Origin of the sequence: Enterococcus alcedinis, from assembly GCF_014635985.1 — a bacterium.
GTDB lineage: Bacteria > Bacillota > Bacilli > Lactobacillales > Enterococcaceae > Enterococcus_I > Enterococcus_I alcedinis.
Map to the genome: position 1 here is coordinate 122626 of NZ_BMDT01000005.1, position 23151 is coordinate 145776.

The 23151-nt window shown below is 36.0% G+C and carries 21 protein-coding genes; 4 read left to right on the plus strand and 17 right to left on the minus strand.

Annotated elements, in window-relative coordinates:
* Positions 1–661: 661 nt before the first annotated feature.
* Entirely contained in the window at positions 662–2170 is a 1509-nt protein-coding gene (locus tag IEV09_RS07010) for an AcpB/EbpR/MafR family transcriptional regulator (RefSeq protein ID WP_188367572.1), read from the plus strand.
* Between the two features lie 105 nt (positions 2171–2275).
* Here the strand turns inward: IEV09_RS07010 and IEV09_RS07015 are convergent, their stop codons facing one another.
* Together IEV09_RS07015 and scrK are read right to left on the minus strand one after the other, a co-directional pair.
* Positions 2276–3136, minus strand: coding sequence for an AraC family transcriptional regulator (locus IEV09_RS07015; protein WP_188367573.1), 861 nt, complete (start codon positions 3134–3136; stop codon positions 2276–2278).
* A gap of 38 nt (positions 3137–3174) precedes the next feature.
* Entirely contained in the window at positions 3175–4047 is an 873-nt protein-coding gene (scrK, locus tag IEV09_RS07020; protein WP_188367574.1) for a fructokinase ScrK, read from the minus strand.
* A gap of 241 nt (positions 4048–4288) precedes the next feature.
* Between scrK and IEV09_RS07025 the strand changes: the two genes are divergently transcribed.
* Positions 4289–4918, plus strand: a complete 630-nt coding sequence (locus tag IEV09_RS07025) for a TetR/AcrR family transcriptional regulator (protein ID WP_188367575.1) — start codon at positions 4289–4291, stop codon at positions 4916–4918.
* A 168-nt stretch (positions 4919–5086) separates the two neighbouring features.
* Positions 5087–6310, plus strand: a complete 1224-nt coding sequence (locus tag IEV09_RS07030) for an MFS transporter (protein ID WP_188367576.1) — start codon at positions 5087–5089, stop codon at positions 6308–6310.
* A gap of 668 nt (positions 6311–6978) precedes the next feature.
* On the opposite strand, the gene IEV09_RS07035 is transcribed toward IEV09_RS07030, so the two are convergent.
* The 10 genes from IEV09_RS07035 to IEV09_RS07080 all read right to left on the minus strand — a co-directional run bounded on the left by IEV09_RS07035 (position 6979) and on the right by IEV09_RS07080 (position 18579).
* A complete protein-coding gene (locus IEV09_RS07035) occupies positions 6979–8613 on the minus strand; it encodes a type 2 periplasmic-binding domain-containing protein (RefSeq protein ID WP_229731677.1) in 1635 nt (544 codons plus the stop codon).
* 17 nt (positions 8614–8630) lie between these two features.
* Positions 8631–9503 carry a carbohydrate ABC transporter permease gene (locus tag IEV09_RS07040; RefSeq protein ID WP_188367577.1) on the minus strand — a complete coding sequence of 291 codons (873 nt, stop codon included), beginning with the start codon at positions 9501–9503 and terminating at the stop codon, positions 8631–8633.
* Positions 9504–9520: 17 nt separating this feature from the next.
* Positions 9521–10381, minus strand: a complete 861-nt coding sequence (locus IEV09_RS07045; RefSeq protein ID WP_188367615.1) for an ABC transporter permease — start codon at positions 10379–10381, stop codon at positions 9521–9523.
* 87 nt (positions 10382–10468) lie between these two features.
* Complete coding sequence (locus tag IEV09_RS07050; protein WP_188367578.1) at positions 10469–11410, minus strand: ROK family protein; 942 nt, start codon at positions 11408–11410, stop codon at positions 10469–10471.
* Positions 11411–11422: 12 nt separating this feature from the next.
* Entirely contained in the window at positions 11423–12430 is a 1008-nt protein-coding gene (locus IEV09_RS07055; RefSeq protein WP_188367579.1) for a LacI family DNA-binding transcriptional regulator, read from the minus strand.
* 154 nt (positions 12431–12584) lie between these two features.
* On the minus strand, positions 12585–14741 hold the full coding sequence (locus tag IEV09_RS07060) for a glycoside hydrolase family 3 N-terminal domain-containing protein (RefSeq protein WP_188367580.1): 2157 nt from the start codon (positions 14739–14741) through the stop codon (positions 12585–12587).
* Positions 14742–14743: 2 nt separating this feature from the next.
* A complete protein-coding gene (locus IEV09_RS07065) occupies positions 14744–16183 on the minus strand; it encodes a 6-phospho-beta-glucosidase (protein WP_188367581.1) in 1440 nt (479 codons plus the stop codon).
* A 165-nt stretch (positions 16184–16348) separates the two neighbouring features.
* On the minus strand, positions 16349–17080 hold the full coding sequence (locus IEV09_RS07070) for a MurR/RpiR family transcriptional regulator (RefSeq protein WP_188367582.1): 732 nt from the start codon (positions 17078–17080) through the stop codon (positions 16349–16351).
* A gap of 113 nt (positions 17081–17193) precedes the next feature.
* Positions 17194–17676, minus strand: a complete 483-nt coding sequence (locus IEV09_RS07075) for an LURP-one-related/scramblase family protein (protein WP_188367583.1) — start codon at positions 17674–17676, stop codon at positions 17194–17196.
* Between the two features lie 21 nt (positions 17677–17697).
* A complete protein-coding gene (locus tag IEV09_RS07080) occupies positions 17698–18579 on the minus strand; it encodes an SPFH domain-containing protein (protein ID WP_188367584.1) in 882 nt (293 codons plus the stop codon).
* Between the two features lie 179 nt (positions 18580–18758).
* Here IEV09_RS07080 and IEV09_RS07085 point away from each other — a divergent pair, with 179 nt between their 5' ends.
* On the plus strand, positions 18759–19229 hold the full coding sequence (locus IEV09_RS07085) for a TspO/MBR family protein (protein ID WP_188367585.1): 471 nt from the start codon (positions 18759–18761) through the stop codon (positions 19227–19229).
* 53 nt (positions 19230–19282) lie between these two features.
* Here the strand turns inward: IEV09_RS07085 and IEV09_RS07090 are convergent, their stop codons facing one another.
* From IEV09_RS07090 to IEV09_RS07110, 5 genes are all read right to left on the minus strand, one after another.
* Positions 19283–20287: a DUF4097 family beta strand repeat-containing protein gene (locus IEV09_RS07090; protein WP_188367586.1), complete on the minus strand. Its 1005-nt coding sequence runs from the start codon at positions 20285–20287 to the stop codon at positions 19283–19285.
* Positions 20284–20871: a DUF1700 domain-containing protein gene (locus IEV09_RS07095; RefSeq protein ID WP_188367587.1), complete on the minus strand. Its 588-nt coding sequence runs from the start codon at positions 20869–20871 to the stop codon at positions 20284–20286. The genes IEV09_RS07090 and IEV09_RS07095 overlap by 4 nt, the downstream gene beginning before the upstream one ends.
* Positions 20868–21185, minus strand: a complete 318-nt coding sequence (locus IEV09_RS07100) for a PadR family transcriptional regulator (protein WP_188367588.1) — start codon at positions 21183–21185, stop codon at positions 20868–20870. Before IEV09_RS07100 ends, IEV09_RS07095 begins: the two co-directional genes overlap by 4 nt.
* A 178-nt stretch (positions 21186–21363) precedes the next feature.
* Positions 21364–22317, minus strand: a complete 954-nt coding sequence (gene trhO / locus IEV09_RS07105; protein WP_188367589.1) for an oxygen-dependent tRNA uridine(34) hydroxylase TrhO — start codon at positions 22315–22317, stop codon at positions 21364–21366.
* 90 nt (positions 22318–22407) lie between these two features.
* Positions 22408–23148: an ABC transporter ATP-binding protein gene (locus IEV09_RS07110; RefSeq protein WP_188367590.1), complete on the minus strand. Its 741-nt coding sequence runs from the start codon at positions 23146–23148 to the stop codon at positions 22408–22410.
* Between the last annotated feature and the right edge of the window lie 3 nt (positions 23149–23151).

Here is a 23151-nt window from a genome sequence, read left to right on the forward strand (position 1 = left end):
CAACTCAATCTTTAAAAATTAAAAATAAAACCTCAAGATATTATAAAATACTGCATGTTCATATTGTACCAAACAGAAATGTAATTTCATAACAATACACCCGTATCGCATTCATTTTTATAGACTAAACTTATTGTGTTCGATCCTGATTCGTTTTGGGCTTCAAAATCTTTCTTTTAAAAGCTTATCTAATGCTTTTTTCGTTTATTGTGTGCATTATCTTTTGCGGCTCAACCTTGCTCAAATGATATTTTCTGTGCGACACTTTTTTTATCCTCACCTTCTCATCAATCTGCTAAAATGCTTCAACTTATCATCCATTTTGATTAAAGAACGATCTACTTGAATTCTTCTAATTCTTGAAAAACCGTTCAACTATACCGACTTGTTTTTTGAATTAAAATGAATAAATCTTCGCTTGGAGCATCTAAAAAATGTTTTTTAAATACTCCACGCCTTCAAACGCGTATTTATAATACCTTTTTTCCAAACCAAATACTCACCAACTTTTTCTTCATTTGACGCATCATCTGACATTTCTTGAGTGTTTTTTAGCAAGTAGCACGAACAGCCTCTTCTTCTCTAACTTAAAACTTGCTTTTCCGTGTCATTTAGACTATTCTAAATTTCAAAAATATAGACAGATAGATGAGGGATGATTGTGAAAACGATTCTAGCTACAAGCACTTATCGCCAATTATTATTAATTGAGACCCTTTTCGAAAAAGATGAATGGGTGACTCTAAAACCACTCGCTAAAGAAATAGGTTGTTCCACACGCTCTCTAAATAACTATATCCTCGAGATCAATAAACATTTTCCACCCTTTTTTATCGAAACTTCTCCGAAAAGTGGTATCCGATTAATTTACCCTGATACGGTTTCCATTGATTTTATTTATCGAAAAATCTTAACAATGAGTACAGAAATAACGTTCCTCGAACTGCTTTTATTTGAAGACGCACTCACTACTGAAAAAATTTGTACCACATTATTTATTAGTCCTTCAACGTTTTCACGAATTGTTGCAAAATTAAAAACCCATCTCGAAACAAAGGAAATACAATTCAATCACCCGCCTTATGTTTTAAGCGGAAACGAAGGCAATATTCGAAATCTTTTTATTCATCTAATATTAGAGAAATACACGGATACTGATTTACCCTTCTTAGAGGAACAAGTTGCACTTGTTGATTCGCTAATCAAAACATTTGCCCAAGTCTTTGATTTCCCATTAAATTTCCCAGATATGAAGCTCCTCCGTGTGATTGGGTTAGTCAATATTACTCGTATTTCGCACCAGCACGTGCTCTCAATTGAGCATTTAACGACGCAATACGACGACCTGATTTCGATGCTCGTCGAGGCGCCTGATTTTCAGCAGCGTTTTTCACTTTTATTTGGTTTTGAAGGGACTGTTTCTGTCATAAAAGATGTTTTTTCTGTCTTCTTAGCCCCTAGTTTCGTACTCGATTCCTATCAACAGACATTAAACGCTATCCAACATTCACTTTCCGAAAATGAATTCCTCGCAAATTTCACTTTGTTTTTAGACACGCTTCACAAAAGAATTCCGATTGTCATGTCTAACAAAACTCAGGTCATTCAAGAAGTCTTTAATTTACAACATTTATTCTTCGGGAATAACTACATCTTATTTGATAAGCACTCCCAATTTATCAAGAGCATTGAAAAAGATTTTCCGAATTTTATGACGATACTCAAACAAGAATTACACAACTTGAAATTTTATCCTTCCTTTGAATGGACCGATGTTTCTTTCAATACTGTCTTATATACGATGATTATTCATTGGAAAAATCTCTTACAAGAACTTGACCGCCAAATTCAACCAATCTCGATCGGTATCTTTTGTGATTACGACATTGAACACTCGCACTTTTTAAAAGATTTGATCGATTATCATTTTGGGAATCACGTTCAAATCAGCCTCTTTGAAGCGTTAAACGAGCAAGAAGCGTACGAAGAAAGTGCCAAATACGCCATCGTCTTAACCAATATTTCTCATCTAAACATACAGTCAAACACTCTTATTTGTATCAATAGCGTCCCAACAACACACGATTGGGAAAGCATGCGTTCCGTAATTGCTACACTGACCAAAGACCAAAACTTAATGATGGCAAAAATACAATCGCCGTCAACATGAGCTTTAAAAAATCTTCCTTCGACAGCGATTTCTTCTCTACTGAAAAAAGAATGAATCTTACTGCACGGTCAATTGACTGATCGTGTAGTAAGATTCATTCTTTTTTTATTTCATCTTTTTTTGATATTGTAATGGCGAAATACCGACTTCTTCTTTGAAGACATGGTGGAAGGTTTTGACGCTGGTGAATCCGGCGCGTTCGGCAACTTCGATCATCGGAATTTCTTCTTGGGCTAAAATAAATTTGGCACGGTTGATACGATATTCTGTTAGGAATTGGACAAAGGTTTGCCCTGTATTTTTTTTAAAGAAACGCGTAAAATAGTACGGGCTGAAACCGACGAATTTTGCGACTTCATCAAGGGTAATCGATTCTTGGTAACGACTTTCAATGTATTCAAAAACACTGTTCAACCGCTCCAATGTATCTTTTCGATGAATCGCATTCGGGGTCGGTGTCAAATGTTCTTCGGCTTTTCTTGGCAAATGCGCATAGCACTCACCGATGAAACGAGCCAAATTCGATAAGACCACATAGTTTTTTCCTTTTGGCTGTTCGACTTCTAATTCATACAATTCGACGAGTAACTCTCGTGTTTTTTCTTGTAAATGTTCCGGCCAATAACGACTATATGCTTCACCTTTAGCAAAGAGCGAAACAAGACTTTCTTCTTTCCCTCTCAAAAAGGATTCATCAAATAAACGCAATTCAAATTGAAACACGTAGCGTTCACTGTCTGGTGAGGCTAAAAAATAATGTGGTTCACCATTGGCAATCACTAAAATTTCCCCTTCGGTCACTTCAACGACCGTATCTTTAATCCCTACTTTTACCGCTCCCCGACTCGCATAAATAATTTCAATTTCTTTATGCCAATGCGGATAAACAATCGTCATGCCGTCATTTAAAAAGGCGCGATATGGAAATTGGGGGTTCAATTGTGGTATCTCTAAATACAGACTCACAATTTCACCCCCATTTCACTATTATTATTCTTCGTCAATTACGCTTCTTTTAACGCTTTTTCAGCTAATGCTAAACAACCAATCGTTCCTGCATTGTCTTCTAACGCTGGTGTTAAAATGTATTCTTCTAAAGCTGGTGTTGCAACATAGCCTTTCATGATACGAGTGAACGCAGCATGTACTTTTTCAACCATGTGACGTTGTTTCATTACGCCACCACCAAAAATAATCACTTCTGGCGAGAACATTAATGTTGTATTATACGCACATTGTGCAATGTATTCTGCTTCAATTTCCCAGAATGGATCGTCTTGTGGAATATCTTGACCTTTACGTCCGTTACGTTTTTCAACTGCTGGACCTGCTGCCATACCTTCTAAACAGTTACCGTGGAAAGGACATGCACCTTCAAAATCATCATCTTTATGTGGGACAACAAGCATATGCCCCATTTCAGGATGGCTAAATCCTTCGATAAATTTCCCATCTTGTAATGCGCCTGCGCCTACGCCTGTACCAATTGTATAATAAACGACGCTTGATTTGCCTTTACCATTACCAAAAGCATATTCTCCATACGCTGCGGCATTTACGTCGGTTGTCCATGCCATTGGAATATCAAAAGCTGCTTTCATTGCACCTAAAAAATTGTAATTTTGCCAAGCTAATTTTGGTGTTGATGTAATGTAACCATATGTTTCTGATGTTTTACGAATATCGATTGGCCCAAATGAACCTACACCGATTGCGCCTAATTCTTCTTTGTATTGATTGAAGAATTCAATAACTTGAGGCATTGTTTCTTCAGGCGTCGTTGTTGGAAAGCTTACACGCTCCAAAATTTCTAATTTTTCATTACCAACGGCACAAACAAATTTTGTTCCGCCAGCTTCAATAGATCCATATAACATAGACGAAAATCTCCTTTTACGCTTTAATATATCTATTTTAAAGATTTTCACCTGATAAAGCTACCCTTTTTCTAAAATTCTCATCGAATAAAACAACTTTTGTAAGAGCTTTCCAAAAAATAGATTTTTTTATGTGCAATACGACCATTTTTTTTATATTAAGAAAAAACATCATTCTTGTTTGACTTTATTCTTCTCTCACTATAAACTAGATACCACTGGTATGTTATTGGAGGTTCCTATGAAAAAAACAAGAAATCCTGAACAAACACGGAAAAAAATATTAGCTGTCTCAGAAAAACTTTTTTTAGAAAAAGGTTATGACAACACATCAATCCAAGATATTGTCGATGGTTTAGGTGGAATGACTAAAGGTGTCATCTACCATCATTTTCAATCCAAGTTTGAAATTTTCGAAACATTAATGAGCGCTTCAGATAATGGCAATACTTTTTTTGATTGGAACGGAGCGACTGGTTTTGAAAAAATTCAAAACTCAATTAAATCGGAACTTTCTTCCTTCAAAAAACAATCGATTGCCTATTCAGCTGGTGTTTTATTAAAAACACCTCGCATTATTGGTGAGCAATACATTCAATCGTTTGAAACCTTTGTGCCTGAACTTGAAAAGGTTATTCGTGAAGGGATTCAAGATGGATCGATTCAAACAGACTTTCCAAAAGAAATTGCTGAACTTATTTTATTACTTTTAAATTTATGGATTGGTTTTCAAATTCATGATTTAGAAGCAAATGAACTCAAACGGAAAATTCTGTTTATTAAGAAAACATTTGAAGGATTAGGGGTGCCTTTAATTGATGACGATACGTTACAAATCGCCTCTGTCTTGATTGATCAACTAAAAAAATAGCTGTTCTGCTATTTTTTTAACCTTTAACATACCAGTAGTATGTAAAGGAGAAATCAAAAAAACTGTTCAGATAAATCGATTGGAATCATTCAATTATCCGCTTCAGCTCATTATTCTTAACGCTATCAAAAATTAACCGATTAGAGGTTTAATAGAAAAGAGGTTTCTATGTTAAAAAATAAGTCGTTTCTTTTACTAACCGCTGGCCAACTGTTTTCCTTACTAGGTACCACAATTATGCAGTTTGCCATTTCACTCTACGTCCTGGATCTAACAAAATCCTTGTGGACCTTTAGTTTTATTACCGCATTATCGATTATTGGTCGTGTTATTTGTTTGCCAATTTGTGGTATTTTAGCCGATCGTTTTTCAAAAAAGAAATTAATGCTTTTAATGGATAGTAGCTACTTTCTCTTTGCATTACTTTTCTCATGGACCACTTCTTTAGAAAATCCGATTGTTTTGATTGGACTACTAACTGTCGTATTAGGTATGATTTCAGCTTTTGAAACACCCGTTGTTCAATCTGCCATTCCTTTAATCTGTTCGCAAAAAGAAATTCCTCAAGCGAATAGTCTGATTAGTGGCATTGGTATTCTAGGTGGTATCTTTGGTCCTATTTTAGCTGGTGTTCTTTATCAATTCGATCGAATACACCTCATTTTTATTTGGGCGAGTAGCTTGTTTATCGGAGCGATTATTTGCGAACTTATCTTGAAGATTCCTTTAATTACTCGAGAACTGACGACTCTTTCATTAAAAGAGATGGTTGTAGCGGATTTTAATGAAACGATTGCTTACTTAAAGCTCAAAAAGACGATTTTAAAAATATGTTTGATTGCTCTATTACTAAATTTATTTTTATCTTCATTTATTCAGGTTATGATTCCTTATATCTCTCGTATTCAATTGCAAGTCACAGACAGTCAATTCGGTGTGATGAATATGAGTTTTGCTCTTGGAGGATTAATCGGAACGGTGCTTTATGGCATAAAAGGGAAAGATTTTCGTCCTCGTAGTATTTATCTTTCGCTAATATTAGCCAGTTTTACTTTCCTATGCTTAATTGTTCCTTTATATTTCCTACAAAATAATACAATAGCTTTTTGGCTCCTGTTAGCAACAATTAGTTTCATCATGGCCTTATTTTCCTTTACTTCATTAAAGCTTATCGTCTATATCCAACTAAATATCAAAACAGCATTCCTTGGACGTGTGATGGCGTTCGTGATGGTCTTATCCACCGCCGCTATGCCACTCGGTCAATTAATCTATGGCGCTTTGGGTAGTTTATTTACCGGCGAGTCGATTGTCATTCTAGTTGTCATCGTGAGTGGGATTACCTTGTTTATTGCACAATATAGCAAAAAAGTCGTCGCGGAAATGGAATAGAATAACAGAAAAAATCGCCTTATAACAGACAAGTTTAGTTGCATGTTATAAGGCGATTATTCTAATTTCCTTGCGCTTTCATAAGTTGATAATCAAATAATTTTGTATAGGCGAATACCGGTACACTCACACCATATAGACTTAAGGCGATTGGGAATTGAAAAAAGAATAAGAGGTATAAACCTAATAGCCCGACTAATAGCAAAATATTTTGATAAAAACTGCCTAGGCTCCAAATAAAACTTTGCTGAAATACCTGGTAATAATTGATTTTCTTTTCGAACAGGTTCAAAATCAAATAAAGATTTACGTTATACGAAAATAAGAAAAATAAGAAAACAGACACAATCAGTTTCAAAAATAAAGAATTTTCTATTTGAATTGATTGAATTGATATTGCAAATAAAACAGAAAAAACATTAAATAGCCCTAAAGGTATCGTTTGAAAAAATACTCGTTTAAAATTTCTAAAATAACCTTTTACTATTCCTGGACGTTCAATCTGTTTTATTGTTGCAACGAGCGACAGAAAAGAGGCTGGAAGCGAAACAATCAACACACTTGTTACAATAAACAAAAAATTGACCAATACAAGGTGATAGATATAAATTGTCAATCGATAAAATTTACTCTCTATTGAAAACATTCGCTTCCCTCTTTCTTTTAGTCTATTTTAATTTCTCAATATTCTCAGCAATTTTTTCATTACGATGTTCTACAATATCATTCCAGCCACTATTTTCACGATTCGTTAAGAAATCATCCCAGATTTGACGCCCTTCTTCTTCTGATCCAGCTTGAATAACCGCTACTAAAGCTTGCACTCGTTCCGTATTAATTTTCGTTAAGTTACGTGCTTGGGCTCCTTCTTTTGGATCAATATCTTCCGTTTCAAATCGTGGTGCTAATTTATCTGACGCCCACTCAACCATTTGACGAATTGATGTTGCCGGTGCTTGTCCCTTTTCAATCGCATAGTTATCATTACTTACGAACCAGTACGACCCCAAACCAACTTCTTTATCGAAACGAGCAATATCAGAGTTACGTAAGTCTTCTGTTTCTTTCGCATACTCTACTTTTCCATCAACAAGATTATACGTTTCTCCCTCAATACCAAACGTTGTGACCATTGTACCGTATTCACTTGCTAGGTAGGTTAGTAATTCGATTGCTTTTTGTGGCTCTTTTGTTTCTTTTGTAATAAAGGTTTGCGTCCATCCACCAATATTACCACCAGTAAATGTTGATTGCTCTCCTTCTGAATTTTTTGGTCCATCAACTGCAATATATGTTTGTTCTGGATTTCTAGCATTATTATCAGACATAAATTCGTTTAAACCTTTTGTATTCGTGTGGAGGTATGCAAAGTAACGACCTTGCCCTAGTTTTTCTTTCATTGTATTATCGTTATCAGAAAATTGATCATTTGTGATAAATCCTTCGTTAAATGCTTTACGGAATACCTCTAACCAAGCAATGTATTCTTCGTTCGCATCACGGTCATTAAATTTACCATCAACTGTTGGAGGGAGATTTAAGAAATCTTGTACAATCCCACCGTATGCACCATCGCCACCATTTGCAATATCAACCGCTGTTGATCCGAATGCAACTAACTCAGAACCATCATCTGACTTTGGCGCGAATTTTTTTGCTTTCGTTAGTGCATCTAAAAACCCTTCTGGCGTGGACATATCTGGTTCCCCAATCGCTTCGTAGATATCTTTACGAACGATAAATACTTGGTCTCCAACAACATTTCCAGCATCATAATCCTCTTTTGTTGCTGAGAAACTTGGATAACCATAGATATTTCCATCTTCTAAAGTGAACCATTTTACCGATTCTTTTTTCGCTGCGTGTTCCAGGAAGTATGGATCATATTTTTCAGCTAACTTATTGATAGGCAAGGCAAATTTTGGTGCTTCCTGTGCCGCAGATAGATTTTTATCAAACGTCATTAAATCTGGTAAATCACCACCTGCTAGCATGGTGTTTAAATTTTCATCATTCCCTGAAACAAATTCAACTTCAATATTTAAGTCTTCTTTGATTTTTCGTGTAACGGTATCTACACCCCATCCTGGTTGTGCGTACCAATCAAAATTGACGTACCATTTTAATTTAGCGTTATGATCCGTATCTTTTTCCCAACTTGGTGTTTCCTTATCTGCTTCAAATCTGGCTTCTGGCAATTCTAAGTCTTTTTTACTCTCTGCTGCACCTGTTCCACCACACGCAGTAGCTACTACGGTCATACTTGCTAGCGCTAGACTCAACAACACTGTTTTTTTCTTCATATTAAATTCTCTCCTTTTTATTCTTTTACTGAACCAAGAGTCATCCCTTGGATAAAGTATTTCTGTAGGAATGGGTAAATAACCACCACTGGAACCGTCGTAACGACCATCGTTGCCAACTGTAACGATTGAGAGGTTGTATTTCGAACAACGTTAGCTCCCGTTGCTACTGCAGGTGATAAGTTTTGAGAAACAATTCGATAAAGTAACATTTGTAACGGGTAAAGATCACGATTATCAACATAAATATTCGCAGTCATATAATCATTCCATTGGAAAACCCCGTGGAATAATGCGATAGTCGCTAATACTGGTAACGAGAGCGGTAAAATAATTTTGGTGAAAATAATAAAAGGATTCGCTCCATCCATTTCTGCTGACTCTTCCAATGAATACGGTATACTTCTAAAAAAGTTCATTAAAATAACCATATCGTAAAATGAAAACAATACTGGAATAATATAGACCCAAAAATTATTCAATAAACCTAATGACTTAAAGAGTAAGAATGTTGGAATCATTCCACCGGATACGAACATCGTTAAAATTCCCATGTTCATATATATTTTTCTTCCTATTAAGTTCCTACGACTCATCCCATATGCGACGAGAGAGGTAAATGCCGTATGTAAAATAACTCCAATAAACGTTTTTGCTACCGATACAATAAAAGCTTTGTAAATCGCCTTGTCCTCAAATACCGTTAAGTAACTCTCTAATGATAATTTTCGTGGCCAAAAATAAATACCTCCTCGAGCAGCATCTGTTGCATCATTAAAAGAAAGCGCCACAATATTCCAAAGAGGTAGAGCGATAATCGCTAAAAAGAACAACATGAAAATCACGTTCACTACATTAAATATTTTTTCGTCTTTTGAATACTTAGTCATTTTGTTCGTTCTCCTCCTTAAAATACTGACGTATCACTAATTTTTTTGGTTAATAAATGACTGCCTACCACTAAAATTAATGATATAACAGAAACAAATAAACCAATGGCTGTAGCATAAGAGAAATCACCTTGTTGGATACCCATCTTATACACAAATGAATTAATGACTTCACTTGTTTGATAGTTGATAGGATTTTGTAGTACTAATGTTTGATCTAAATTCGATCCTAACAAGCCACCTACAGAAAGTACGAAAGTTAAAGCAATAATATGTCGTATTGATGGTATTGTTACATGAATAATTTGCTTCCATTTACTTGCACCATCAATTTTAGCTGCTTCATACAGAGCAGGATTAATACCAGTCATTGCTGCTATATAGAGTATCGTATTCCAACCAACTTCTTTCCAAATATCAGAAATGACAGCAATCGCCCAATATTTACTTGGGTCCGTTAAGAAACGGATTGGTTCTTTAATTAGATTACTATCCAGTAATAGATTATTAATTAGGCCTGTTTCTGATAACCACGAAATAAACATACCTCCTAAAATAACCCAAGATAAAAAATGTGGCAGATAAGAGACTGTTTGCACAATCTTTTTTAAGCGAACATTTACAATTTCATTAATTAAAATAGCTAATAAAATTGCTGCTGGGAAACCAAATAATAATTTTAAAAAACTAATACCTAATGTATTTTTAATAACGGTCCAAAACATTGAATCTGAAAAAAACTCTCGAAAATATTGCAAGCCAACCCACTCGGCATTAGCAATCGTATCGAGTACCGAATAATCTTTAAAAGCAATAATAATGCCGTAAAGTGGAATAAAATTGAAAACAATCATAAAAATGACACCTGGCCATACCATTGCTTGATAAAATGATTGCGCTTTAAATTTATCACTTAACTTCGTTTTTTTTGGAAGTTTTTCATTTGTCACTGGTATTCCTCCTCCTTACTTACGAATCCCCTTTTGAACTTTTTTATGTACTTGATAAACCGCACCAATCATTCCTGCATCGTTTTGAAGCTTAGTTGGTGCCAATGTTGCAATTTGATATTGTTGAACATAGGCTAAACTTTTATGTCTTGATAGCGCCTCTTTCATACTTTCACTTAATCTCTGCATAAAGACAGCATCACTACTAATTGCACCGCCAATTAAAATCAGCTCTGGATCGAAGTTACTGATTAAATTAATCAAACCTACTGCTAAATCCTCAAAAAAATTCGCAATCACTTTTTCAGCTACACAATCACCTGATGCCTCACGCTTAAAGATCAAACGTGCATCTGTTATTACTTCATTTATTCCGTGCCTTTTTAATTCTTTTTGATACTGGAAACATAGTCCTCCTATGACGGATGCACGTTGATTGAACGATGCCGTTTCAATACTACCTGTTTTAGGCATATCTTTGACGAGCATCCAACCAAACTCACCTGCCCTTCCATGTGCGCCTTGAAATAATTCACCGTTGATGACAATGCCCCCACCAATCCCTGTTCCAATTACTAAGCATATATAATTTTGAATTCCTTCCGCATTACCTATCCACTGCTCCGCAATTGCCGCAGCATTCGCGTCATTTTCAACAATCGTTAATATTTGGCATTCACGTTCTATTAATTCCTTTATATTCGCACCATATAAGGATTGGATAGAACCTGCTGTCTGCATGGTACCGTCTTTCAAAATAACTCCTGGCGCACTAATTCCCACGCCAACAATTGATGGGTATTTTTTTTGATACGTTTTAACCAATTCCACTAAATCTGCAAATAAGATTTCTTTCGTATGGTTGGTTGCTATACTCGCCTTTTCAATACTCACACCCAATTCATTGATTACCCCATATTTGATAAACGTACCGCCAATATCAATACCTATATACATTCTCGACACTTCCTACTCTAATTTTCTGACCGATTCTCTTACTAACAATTTTCCTTCGAGGATAAATGATTTTCCCTGAGTTTGGTCATTAATTAGATCCACTAAATGATTAACTGCTAGTTTCCCTTGTTCATAGATTGGATTTTTGACTGTTGTAATACTCGGTGAAAAATAATTCAACAGATCAATTCCATCAAAACTCGTAATACTAAAATCTTCTGGAATACGATAATTCAACTCTTTTAATGCTTTAACAGCACCAATCGCACTCACATCATTCCCAGCAACAAAAGCGGTTGGTACTATTTTATGAGGTCTGTTAAAGAAATTTTTCATCGCTTCATAAGCGGCTTCCTCTTCAAAATATCCTGAAATCAACCATTCTGATTTCACTTGAATCCCTGCTTGTAATAAAGCATCTCGATAGCCAAAAAAACGTTCATCGCTATCATAATTACCTTCGATTCCAGTTAAAAAAGCAATCGCTGTGTGTCCCAGTATTAATAAGTTTTCTGTCGATTTCTTTGCAGCTTGATAAGAATCAAAAACTACACTACCGATTGTTTGTGATTCAATATTACGATCAATAAAAACGGCTTTAATTTTTTCCTTTTTTAATATCTCTAATTCATCGGGTCCAATCATATCTTCAAAACTGATGATACCATCGACCATACCACCTAAAACATTATTCATAACAACTTTTTTATTACTCGAAACCAACACATTTAAACTGTAACCTTTTTTCTCTGATTCTTTTGCAATCGCATCGACTAAAACATTAAAGTACGGTCCACCAATACTTGTAGTGTAAAATCCCATCATCCCTGTTTTATGCGCTTTCAATTGTTTGCCCATAATGTTGGGAACATAATTTAATTTCTCAGCTGCTAGGATAATTTTTTCTTTAGTTATCGGTCGTACAACATCCACACCATTTAATGCCTTTGAAACCGTTGCAATCGATACATTTGCTTCTCTAGCGACATCTCTAATTGTCACTCTTTGTGTTCCTGTCATTTTCTCACCACCATAATAAAAACGTTTTTATAACTAGTATCACTATACATAAAAACGTTTTCAAATTCAATACTTCGATTGTTTTATGGTTTTTTTATCATGACATTGACTACTGTTCCCGATTGGTACGTGACGTACCAATCGGGTTGTTGGTTTAAACGACATAAAGCAATTCATGGTGAATGCTTCGCTCTTGACTACTTAAACCAATTGAAAGATTAAATAGTCCTTTTTCTGCGCTCATTGATAAGTCATGATGGATATATTTAAGATCATCACTGCTTAATTCAAAAGTAATCATTCGCTCTTCTTTCGCATTTAAATAGATTTTTTCCCATTTTTTTAATTCTTTTACTGGACGAGCCACTTGAGCAACAACATCTTCGATATATAATTGTACCGTTGTTCCACCTGCAATTTGACTCTTATTTTTCACTAAAACTTGTACTTCGACCGTTTGATCCTCCGTAAATGAATGCTGGGAAATTCCATTGTCTAAACACTCAAATTGACAATAAGATAATCCATGTCCGAAAGAAAATAATGGATCATTTGCTTCGTCCATGTAACGAGAGATATATTTTTGATCGTTATTTCCATCATGCATTGGACGACCTGTCGATAGACTCATATAAGATAAAGGTAATTGCCCCACAGCTCTTGGAAAACTCATTGGCAATTTCCCTTCTGGATTGACTTCACCCATTAGTAAATTAGCAATACTTCTTCCTCCCTCTGAACCAGGAAACCAAACTTCTAAAATTGCCCTTGTATCCACCACAATATTCGATAAGTCGAGCGGACGCCCGTTGAACAAAACAACAACTACATTCGCATTTACTTTCGATACAGCATGGATCAATTGTTCTTGATTTCGTGATAGACGAATATTTACTAAGCTAGCTGCTTCGCCTGATTCCTCACTTGTTTCACCAACAGCTAATAATACGATTTCATTTTCTTTTGCTAATTGAATCGCTTGTTCAATTTCATTTTCGGTCACATTTTGACCATCTTCCATTGCTAAAATCGATAAGTCGAGGTCTTTTTCTTTAAGTCCCTTTGCTAAAGATATCGCTTTTTCTTGTTCACCAATCCATGACCAAGCGCCTAGAATATCTTGTGACCTTGCTTTAGGACCAATTAACGCGACTTTTTGACCTTCTTTCAGAGGCAACACATTGTCTTCATTTTTTAAGAGCACTGGTGTTTTTTCTGAGATAGATAAGATCGACTGTTTTAATTCTTTTTTTGTCTGTTTTAGTTGTTCTGGTGTTTGTTCCTTCAATCCTCGATATGGGTCTTCAAATAATCCTAATGTATTTTTTAATGTTAATATCCGGAATACGGCTTCATCTAGAATTTCTTGCTGTTCTTTTTCTAGCACTATTTCTGCTAAGTGTGTTTGATAGGAGTCACTCATCATATCCATATCAACTCCTGCTGAAAATGCTAACTCTGCGGCTTCTTTTTTGTCTGCCGCCACACGGTGAGCGATCAATTCTACAACTGCAGCCCAATCTGAAATCACCACTCCTTCAAATCCTAAATCTCCCCGTAACACTTTTTGAATCATTTGTTTATTCCCAGTCACCGGAATACCATCCATCGTATTAAAGGAAGTCATGACAAGTTCAACACCCTCATCGATTGCTGCTTGAAAGGCTGGTAGATAATTTTGATACAAATTGACATGTGATATATCAACGGTATTATAATCTCGCCCACCTTGTGCCGCACCATATCCGACAAAATGCTTTACACAAGCCGCCATACGATTTTTTTCAATACTCAAATCATTTCCTTGGTATCCTCGGACATAACCACGTGTTAACGCAGATGATAGCGTTGGATCTTCTCCGTTACTCTCTAGAACACGTCCCCAACGTGCATCCATCACATGGTCCCCCATAGGAGAAAATGTTACATGAACACCTGCTTCAGTTGCTTCTTTGGATGATAGTCTTGCCACCTCTTCTACAATTTCTGGACTGAATGTTGCGGCTAATGCTAACGGAATTGGATAAATTGATTCATAACCATGAATCACATCAGCCATAAAAACCAATGGAATTTTTAATCGACTTTTTTCTAAATACATTTCTTGTATTTTCATTACCTGTTCACTCGTATGGGTTCCTAAAACCGATCCAATTTGAAATAGTTGCTCTTTAGACATCTTCCATTCTTGCATCGGTCCTGTAATTTCACCACCTGCTAAGAAAAAATCTGGTGTTAATTGGACAAGTTGCCCCACTTTTTCAGCTATGGTCATTTCAGATAATAATTTTTTTAAATCTGTTTTTTCCAAAATTATAGCTCCTCTCCATTTGTTGCAATAATATTCTTATACCAAGTAAATGATTCTTTTTTCCGACGTTCTAAGGTACCATTTCCTTGGTTATCTTTATCTACATAAATCATTCCATATCTCTTTTCCATTTCTCCGCTACCAAAGCTGACAATATCAATAATCCCCCAAGGTGTGTAGCCCATTAGATCCACACCATCTTCTAAAACCGCTTTTTTCATTTCCGACATATGATATTTTAAATAATCAATACGATAAGGATCACAAATTTTCCCATCTTCCTCAACCTTATCGTATGCACCAAAACCATTTTCAACTATAAACATTGGGACTTGATAACGTTCATAAATTAAGTTCAATGTATAGCGTAAACCAACAGGATCAATCGGCCATCCCCATTCACTCGATTGAATATATGGATTTGAGACCAGTTTCGCTGATGGGTAATCTTTAACTGCATTGCCTTTCACGTCGGGCAGCGTTGTGACAGCATTCGACATATAGTAACTAAACCCTACATAATCCACTGTTCCTTCTTTTAAAACTTGAAGCTCCTCATCCGTGTATTCAATATTCAGACCCTCTTTCTCCCATTTCTTTAGTGTATATGTTGGGATTTCACCTCTAACGTGAATGTCACTATAAAAGAAGCGGCGATGCATTAATTTGTTGGCTGCCATTAAATCATCCGGATTGGAAGAATACGGATAAACTGGGACATAAGCCATCATACAACCAATTTGAAAACTAGGATTAATTTCATGTCCTTTTTTTACAACTTTGGCACTTGCGATTAATTCGTTCAATCCCGCTTGAAAAATAATCTTTTCTTTATTATCGCCTTCTTCCAAAATCACTGCTGAATTCGTCCAAAGGTGCACATCATATTCGCCATCTTGTTGATTGTTAATTTCATTGAATGTCATCCAATATTTTACTTTCTCTTTATAGCGCTCCATCACTGTTTCACCATAGCGCACAAAGTAATCAATCACTTTTTTATTTTTAAATCCACCATAAGTTTTATATAAATTATATGGGATTTCAAAGTGTGACAAGGTTACAATAGGCTCAATTCCATTTTTAAGTAACTCGTCAAATAACGCATCGTAAAAGGCTAGTCCTGCTTCATTTGGTTCGGTATCATCACCATTAGGAAAAATACGTGCCCAATTAATTGATGTTCGAAACGCTTTCAATCCTAGTTCCTTAAAGAGCGCAATATCTTCTTTATAACGATGATAGAAATCAATCGCCTCATGATTGGGATAATTCTCACCTTCAAGTACACCATCTGTAATTTTTCGAGGGATACCGTTTCCGCCTGCTGTCATAACATCAGCAATACTCACACCTTTTCCATCCTCGTCCCATCCACCCTCAATTTGGTGAGCGGCAACTGCCCCACCCCACAAAAAATCTTTACTAAAACTTTGTTCCATTTATAGGCACCTCTTTCAATTCAAATAAAAAAATCTATCTACCTATCAGTATAAGATTAAATATTAGAGAAACAATGCTCTGTAGTGTTATTGGTTTGCTATCAAAGATTATGGAAAAACCACCACCTTGGTACATAGCGTACCAGAGTGGTGGTTTTTTACTATTCATCTTTCAAGACTCGCAACAACATTTGTCAGGGATTCTAATAAAAAGATACAAGACACTTGGCTTGTTAAATCATCATGATGATTTACTCGATAACGGTCCACTCGGTAGTCCAGTACATAATCTGCCATATTTGCTAAATGACTACTACCATCGCTTGTAACAGCAACAATTGTCATATCCTCTTCATGTCGTAAACTATTCACCGTTTCTAATATTTCGGTCGTCATTCCTGAAACGGATACCGCTATCAAAATATTATCTGTTGTATTTTTAAGTTTCGCCCCAATTGGATAGGTAGCGTCGGTCATCGAAAATGCATTGCACCCTAAAATCGCCAAACGTCTAGCAATATAGTCACAAACATAGCCAGAATTCCCGATACCAAATACAATAATATTATCGCACTCGATTATTTTTTCAGCAATTATTTGTAATTTATCCTCTAAATTCCGTGTGAATTGATCAACTGTTAGCATCGGAAAAACAAGTGAATATTTTCCTGTTTGAATCGTATCACCACCGCGAAACTCTTTTCGAAACTCCGAGAAACTTTCATAACCAATTTTTCGAATAAAACGCATCACCGAAGATGAGGATGTGTGTGATTCCGTTGCAATTTCACGAACTCTCATGTATGGCACTTTATCACTATTCGAAGCAAGATAATGATAGATTGCTTTATCGGTATCAGATAAGGTACTAAAATCAATTTTTCCAAAAAAAGACATATTCATTCCCCCATAGTTATCATTACTACGCTTATATTAACATAAGAGTGTAAATAAAAAAAAGTAAGGATAAAATCTCCTTACTTTTTATATACCATTCTTCATACTCGTATCTAAGAAGAATCCTGCTGATCATTTTTCACGCAGTCGATCGCAATCACTAATGAAATAATCATTTCTTCGTATGCTTCATCTAGTATCGTCACTTCATAGGTATCGCCAAAAGTGAACCAGCGTTTATTGATATCTGCAATTGGTCGTCCCTTGCGTAAGACCTGAAAATCCATGTCCCACCAGTTGCCTTCAACTTCGATGCCTTTGGCTGATATATGGTATTTGGCTTTTAAGAACGTTAATTCTTTATTAATTATAACTTGTGGCTGATTGCGGATATCGACATAAAAGGTTGGTAGCCAGCTAAAAATCTTTTTTGTGATGACCGCAATTTCGTCGTCATGTTTATTTAAGATTCTGAAACTTTTTGGCAGTTGCATGAAGCTTCCTTGAACATGATATTGTGGACGTTCTTGTGCATCATAAACCGTAAATTTTTCACCAATACTGAAAACCTTTTGTTTAATATAAAGCTTTTTCACTCGACTACTCCCTTTCGTTTTTTAGTTGTCGTTACTATTTCTCGTCGCATCGCCGGTATTAATAACTGGTTGTGTGCCTTTATCTGTAATGATTGAAACGAGTAAGTTATTGATTAATTGAATTTTACGATCATCGCTGAACGTCATGTCTTGCCCTTCTTCAATTTGTTCAAGCGCCATTTGTGTCATTGAAACAGCCCCTTCAACAATTGTTTGACGCGCTGCTAAAATCGCTTTAGCTTGTTGGCGTTGTAACATCGCACTGGCAATTTCTGTGGCATAAGCTAAGTGATTCAAGCGTGTTTCAATTACCTCAACACCTGCAACACCCAAACGTTCTTGTAATTCGGTTGCTAATTCCTCTGACACTTTACCGGTATTTCCTCGTAAGGTAATGTCATCGTCATTAAAGGTGTCATAAGGATATTGTGTTGCAATATGGCGAATCGCTGTTTCACTTTGAATTTCGATAAATTCCTGATAATAATCAACGTCAAATAAAGCTTTGGCTGTATCTTTCACTCGATAAACGACAACAGCAGAAATCTCAACTGGATTCCCGTCTGAATCATTCACTTTTAGTAATGAACTGTTGAAGTTACGGACTTTTAAAGAGACATTTATTTTTTGTGTGAAAGGTGTCGTAATAAATAACCCATTAGATTTAATGGTACCCAAATACTGACCAAAAAACAAAATCGCTTTTGATTGATTTGGACTGACAATCGTTAATGAACTCATAAAAATAATAGCAATCAATCCCATTAAAATCGCCGTGATAATTTTCCAACTTGTCTCGGTTTCAACTCCAATAAAAAAGAGGTATCCTCCTCCAATTAATAGACCAATCAAGACCAATAACCCTAAATACCCATTTACGTGAAACGTATTTTTATCTTTCATTTTTCCATTCCTCCCTTAATCTATCTATATTATCGCACATATTTTGAAAAGTGCTATCCATCTAAAGACCTAAATTCTTTACAGATTTTTCTCAATTATTTAAACTTAAATAAAGATACTTGTTGCGCTAGGTATAAATTCACTCGTTTTTATTCATCAAGAAGAAAGGTTGGCAAAAGATGACACATATAAAGGATAAACGGTTATGGTTTTCAATGATTGGTATTGTTGCGCTAGGTTCACTATCTGGACTCACAATGAATAATCCTAAAGAGTATTACCTCTCGCTAACACTCCCATCCTTCGCACCGCCAAGCTGGCTATTTGGTCCTGTCTGGATTGTTCTTTACTTAATGTTAGGCATTGCGCTTTATACGATTTGGATACAAACCCATCTTAAAAATCGTTCATTATTACTCACATTATTTACGGTTCAACTGATTGCAAATTTACTTTGGAGCTTTTTATTTTTCAATCAAAAAAATATTTTAGCAGCACTCATCGATATTACGATTTTATTCCTCGTACTTTCCTTGCTGCAAGGATTTTTATTTTCAGCTAACCGTGTCACTTTCTTTCTGTTACTACCTTATTATGCTTGGATTACCTTCGCTACAGTACTAACTTATTCTATCTATTTCTTAAATTAAACAAGCAAAAAAAGCTTAGATTTTTATCTAAGCTTTTTTTTCGACTACTTTCTTTACTGAATCGTGATCGAACCAGTATCGCTTTTCACATCAAATGAATCGGGTCGATTTTTGTCTTTTATCTCTAGCTGAGGCGGTGTTGTAATTTTCCCAAGATCGCTTTTTATGGTGAAATTCGTTGTTGCTAAGCGTTCTTCCGTGAAATCAAAGGAGAGTCTCCCAAGATCGGTCGTTACTTTTGTTTTCCCTGTAAAGTCAGTTGATTGAGATCGAATGTGTCCGGTATCGGTCTTGAACGTACTGTCTTCAAAACTTGAATCAACTAAATTGATTGCTCCGAGATCTGATTGAATCTGACTATTTCGGGCTGTGACTGCTTCGAGTGTAATCAATCCCGTATCGGTTGCCAATTCACCTTTTTGCCACTGACTTTGACTAACACTTAACTTGCCTAAACTATTTTGACTATTAAAGACTTCAAACTGACTATTTGTGATGTCGATTGCCCCAGTACTCGATTCAAGTTCTACTTCTTTGGCTGTTAGATTTTGAATCGTAATCGCACCTAGTTCATTATCGACTGCCACTTGGTCGTATGTTTTTTGAGGTAAGTAGAGTGTTAATTTCGTTTCTTGCCCTGCTTTGATTGCGTCTGAGTTGAACAAGTACTGAATAAAGGATAGATCGATTGATACGAAGTTCTTTTTCGTTGTGCCTTGTTGAATCGTTAATTTTGAATTCTCCACTTGATAGTCAATTTCTCCGCCATTATTGGGATTCACAATATGATAAGAAAGAAATGCTTGCTCATTCGTTGAAGGAACAACCGCAATATCTGCCCTCGTAAATTGAATATCAATCGTTGTGAAATCAGCAAGCGGTTCTTTTTCTACACTCACTTCTCCAGGGATCGCCGTTTGCTGATTCCAATTCAAATTGTTTAAATCTGCTTGTGCAACGTAATCTTTCCCACCTAAAAGAAAACCAGCCATGATCATCAAGAATCCCATTACGATGAGTAAACTTCCCCATTGGAAGAATTTTTTCTGCCTTCTCATGAAAGAGACACCTTCTTTCTCATTGTCAGTTTTGATAAGCTAACAATCGTGAATTTTTTCATAGAATGCCAAAGTTTTGGTATCGCTAGTAGCATAAGTAAGCCGATACCAACCATCAATACACCTAAACCTACCAGGATTAAAGCACCACCATATGAAAATGGTGCGGCAATCACTCCACGCAAGATTAATTTCACGCCAGCTAAAAATCCAGCAAGAGCAAGTGATGCGAGGACTAGAATAAATGACAGCCACAATAAAATAGCTGAAAATAACAATGCAATCACCGTGATTGCCAAAGGAATACCGATTGGAGCTGCTAAAATTGCTAAGAAACTAACACCCCAAAGTTGTTTAGCCGACCATTTTTGATTCGAAGGATTCTTTTGTTTTTCGAAAAGTTGACTCAATACATCATTCGCCGCTTGTTTGGGTGAACCGAGTGTTTCCATTACAGCTTGTTCATTTTCAGGTCCGGCTTCATCAAAGTATTCGGTAAAATAATCCATCGCATCCACGTAGTCCTCTGATGGCATTTTTTTCAAATATTTCTTTAATTGTTGTAAGTACTGTTCACGATTCATCCGCGAGTCCCTCCCTTAATAATTGCATCCAAGCCATCACGATATTTGGCCCATTCATCTCTCAAATATTCCAGGTGTAAGCGCCCCGAACTTGTGAGTGAATAATACTTGCGTTTACGTCCTTGATAAATTTGTGTGTACGTCGATAGAAAATCATTTTTTTCTAATTTTTTTAAAATTGGATACAGTGTCGATTCTTTAATATTCGCCACGAGTTTGACTGTTTGGCTAATTTCATAGCCATAAGAATCGGTTGTTTCAATAACTGATAGAATAATACATTCAATTAATGCCGATGAAACTGGATAGTGCATACTCATTCACATCCTTTATTTAATAATTCCCTCTATATATAAAATTTCTATATATAAACTTTATACATATAGTAACGGATAGAAATAAAAAAAGCAAGAATAATTATTTGAACGTCTATAAACAAAAAGCAGACTAAAACACTTCGCTGTGTTCTAGTCTGCTTTTCTACTATTTTTATTAAATTGAAACGGTTGCTTGCAATGCTTCGATACGTGCATCACGTTCTGCTTCAGAAAGATTGTTGCGCTTCACGTAGCGGTTCGCTTCGTTTGTCGCACAATCGATTGAACAACCACCTAAGTGTTTCGCTTCGTTTTCTTCTGAAGCGATGATTTGGCGGTTACAAAACGGGTTGGCGCAGTTGATGTAGCGCTCGCATGGTGTGCCATCAAACCAATCTTTACCAATGACTTTCTTATCCACGTGGTTAATTTCTACGCTGATACGATCATCAAAGACGTACATTTTACCATCCCATAGTTCGCCTTGAACTTCTGGGTCTTTCCCATACATCGCGATTCCACCATGTAATTGAGAAACGTTTTCGACACCTTCACGTAATAACCAACCAGAGAATTTCTCACAGCGGATACCACCCGTACAGTAAGTGACAACTTTTTTATCCATAAATTTTTCTTTGTTTTCACGAATCCATTGCGGTAAGTCACGGAAATTACGAATATCCGGACGAATCGCGCCTCGGAAATGACCTAGGTCAAATTCATAATCATTACGTGCATCTAACACAATTGTATCTTCATCTAATAATGCTTCTTTGAACGCTTTTGGATCTAAATATTCACCAGTTAAGCGTAACGGATCAACATCTTCGTCTAAGTTTAATGCGACAAGTTCTTTGCGCGCGCGTACAAACATTTTTCTAAAAGCATGGCCTTCAGCCTCATCAATTTTGAACCAAGTTTCCTTGAAACGTTCATCATTGTGCATCCAATCCATATACTTCTGTGTGTCCTCAATGGTGCCCGACACCGTACCATTAATGCCTTCTTCTGCTACTAAAATTCGACCTTTTAAGCCAATACTCCTACAAAAGGCCAAATGCTCTTTTGCAAAAATCTCAGGGTTCTCAATTTTAGTATAATTGTAATAAAGTAATACACGATAGTCCATATATCGTTCCTCCTTAAAAATTATACCTAGATAGTATAGTTGATTGAGAAGTTAAACACGAGTTATTTGCTTGAACATTATTCCACATGCTTATTGCGACAAGCGATGCATAATGGTTTTCTTGTAGTTTAAAAAGGTTGACGATAACTCAAATTCGTCCATTTTTTTTGCCGTTTGATCAATCGTAATTGCTTCGAACTCTTGCTGTTCGTGTCCCTTTAATAAATAAATACGGTTCGATAACTTGATGGCTTCATCAATATCATGGGTGATAAACAAAGTGGTCAATTTTAATTGCTCATGAATCCGCAAGTACCACTCGTGAATCTCACTTTTTGTAAAAGGATCGAGTGCACTGAAAGGTTCATCTAGTAAGATAAAATTCGCCGAAAAGACATAGGTCCGCAACAAAGCCACTCGTTGGCGCATCCCACCTGAAAGTTCTTTCGGATATACCTTTGCGACGTGTGCTAAATCAAATTCTTTTAACAAATGATTGGCCTGTTTGAGTGCTTCTTGCTTCTTTTCCCCTTTTAAAATGAGTGGCAACGCGATATTTCTTTCAATTGTTTTATAAGGTAAGAGTAAATCTTTTTGAAGCATATAAGACACATTTCCAGGTTGATTGATGATGGAACGATTGTCTAGTCTGATATCGCCGCTACTTGGCGCCAATAATCCAGCAATCAAATGAAAGAGCGTCGATTTTCCGACACCACTAGGTCCAATGATACTAACGATTTCGTGGGCATCGACATAAAAGTTCAGCCCCTTTAACACTGCTTGTCCTGAAAAATTCTTAGATAAATTTTCGACAATTAATTTCGACATCTA

Excerpts from the sequence above, each read along its gene's own strand:
- IEV09_RS07050 (WP_188367578.1), bottom strand. The coding sequence starts at position 11,410 with ATGTATATAGGTATTGATATTGGCGGTACGTTTATCAAATATGGGGTA.
- IEV09_RS07100 (WP_188367588.1), bottom strand. The coding sequence starts at position 21,185 with ATGCACTATCCAGTTTCATCGGCATTAATTGAATGTATTATTCTATCA.
- IEV09_RS07055 (WP_188367579.1), bottom strand. The coding sequence starts at position 12,430 with ATGACAGGAACACAAAGAGTGACAATTAGAGATGTCGCTAGAGAAGCA.
- scrK (WP_188367574.1), bottom strand. The coding sequence starts at position 4,047 with ATGTTATATGGATCTATTGAAGCTGGCGGAACAAAATTTGTTTGTGCC.
- IEV09_RS07045 (WP_188367615.1), bottom strand. The coding sequence starts at position 10,381 with ATGGTATGGCCAGGTGTCATTTTTATGATTGTTTTCAATTTTATTCCA.
- IEV09_RS07070 (WP_188367582.1), bottom strand. The coding sequence starts at position 17,080 with ATGTCTTTTTTTGGAAAAATTGATTTTAGTACCTTATCTGATACCGAT.
- IEV09_RS07110 (WP_188367590.1), bottom strand. The coding sequence starts at position 23,148 with ATGTCGAAATTAATTGTCGAAAATTTATCTAAGAATTTTTCAGGACAA.
- IEV09_RS07025 (WP_188367575.1), top strand. The coding sequence starts at position 4,289 with ATGAAAAAAACAAGAAATCCTGAACAAACACGGAAAAAAATATTAGCT.
- IEV09_RS07085 (WP_188367585.1), top strand. The coding sequence starts at position 18,759 with ATGACACATATAAAGGATAAACGGTTATGGTTTTCAATGATTGGTATT.
- IEV09_RS07090 (WP_188367586.1), bottom strand. The coding sequence starts at position 20,287 with ATGAGAAGGCAGAAAAAATTCTTCCAATGGGGAAGTTTACTCATCGTA.
- IEV09_RS07065 (WP_188367581.1), bottom strand. The coding sequence starts at position 16,183 with ATGGAACAAAGTTTTAGTAAAGATTTTTTGTGGGGTGGGGCAGTTGCC.
- IEV09_RS07040 (WP_188367577.1), bottom strand. The coding sequence starts at position 9,503 with ATGACTAAGTATTCAAAAGACGAAAAAATATTTAATGTAGTGAACGTG.
- IEV09_RS07035 (WP_229731677.1), bottom strand. The coding sequence starts at position 8,613 with ATGAAGAAAAAAACAGTGTTGTTGAGTCTAGCGCTAGCAAGTATGACC.
- IEV09_RS07030 (WP_188367576.1), top strand. The coding sequence starts at position 5,087 with ATGTTAAAAAATAAGTCGTTTCTTTTACTAACCGCTGGCCAACTGTTT.
- IEV09_RS07095 (WP_188367587.1), bottom strand. The coding sequence starts at position 20,871 with ATGAATCGTGAACAGTACTTACAACAATTAAAGAAATATTTGAAAAAA.
- IEV09_RS07080 (WP_188367584.1), bottom strand. The coding sequence starts at position 18,579 with ATGAAAGATAAAAATACGTTTCACGTAAATGGGTATTTAGGGTTATTG.
- trhO (WP_188367589.1), bottom strand. The coding sequence starts at position 22,317 with ATGGACTATCGTGTATTACTTTATTACAATTATACTAAAATTGAGAAC.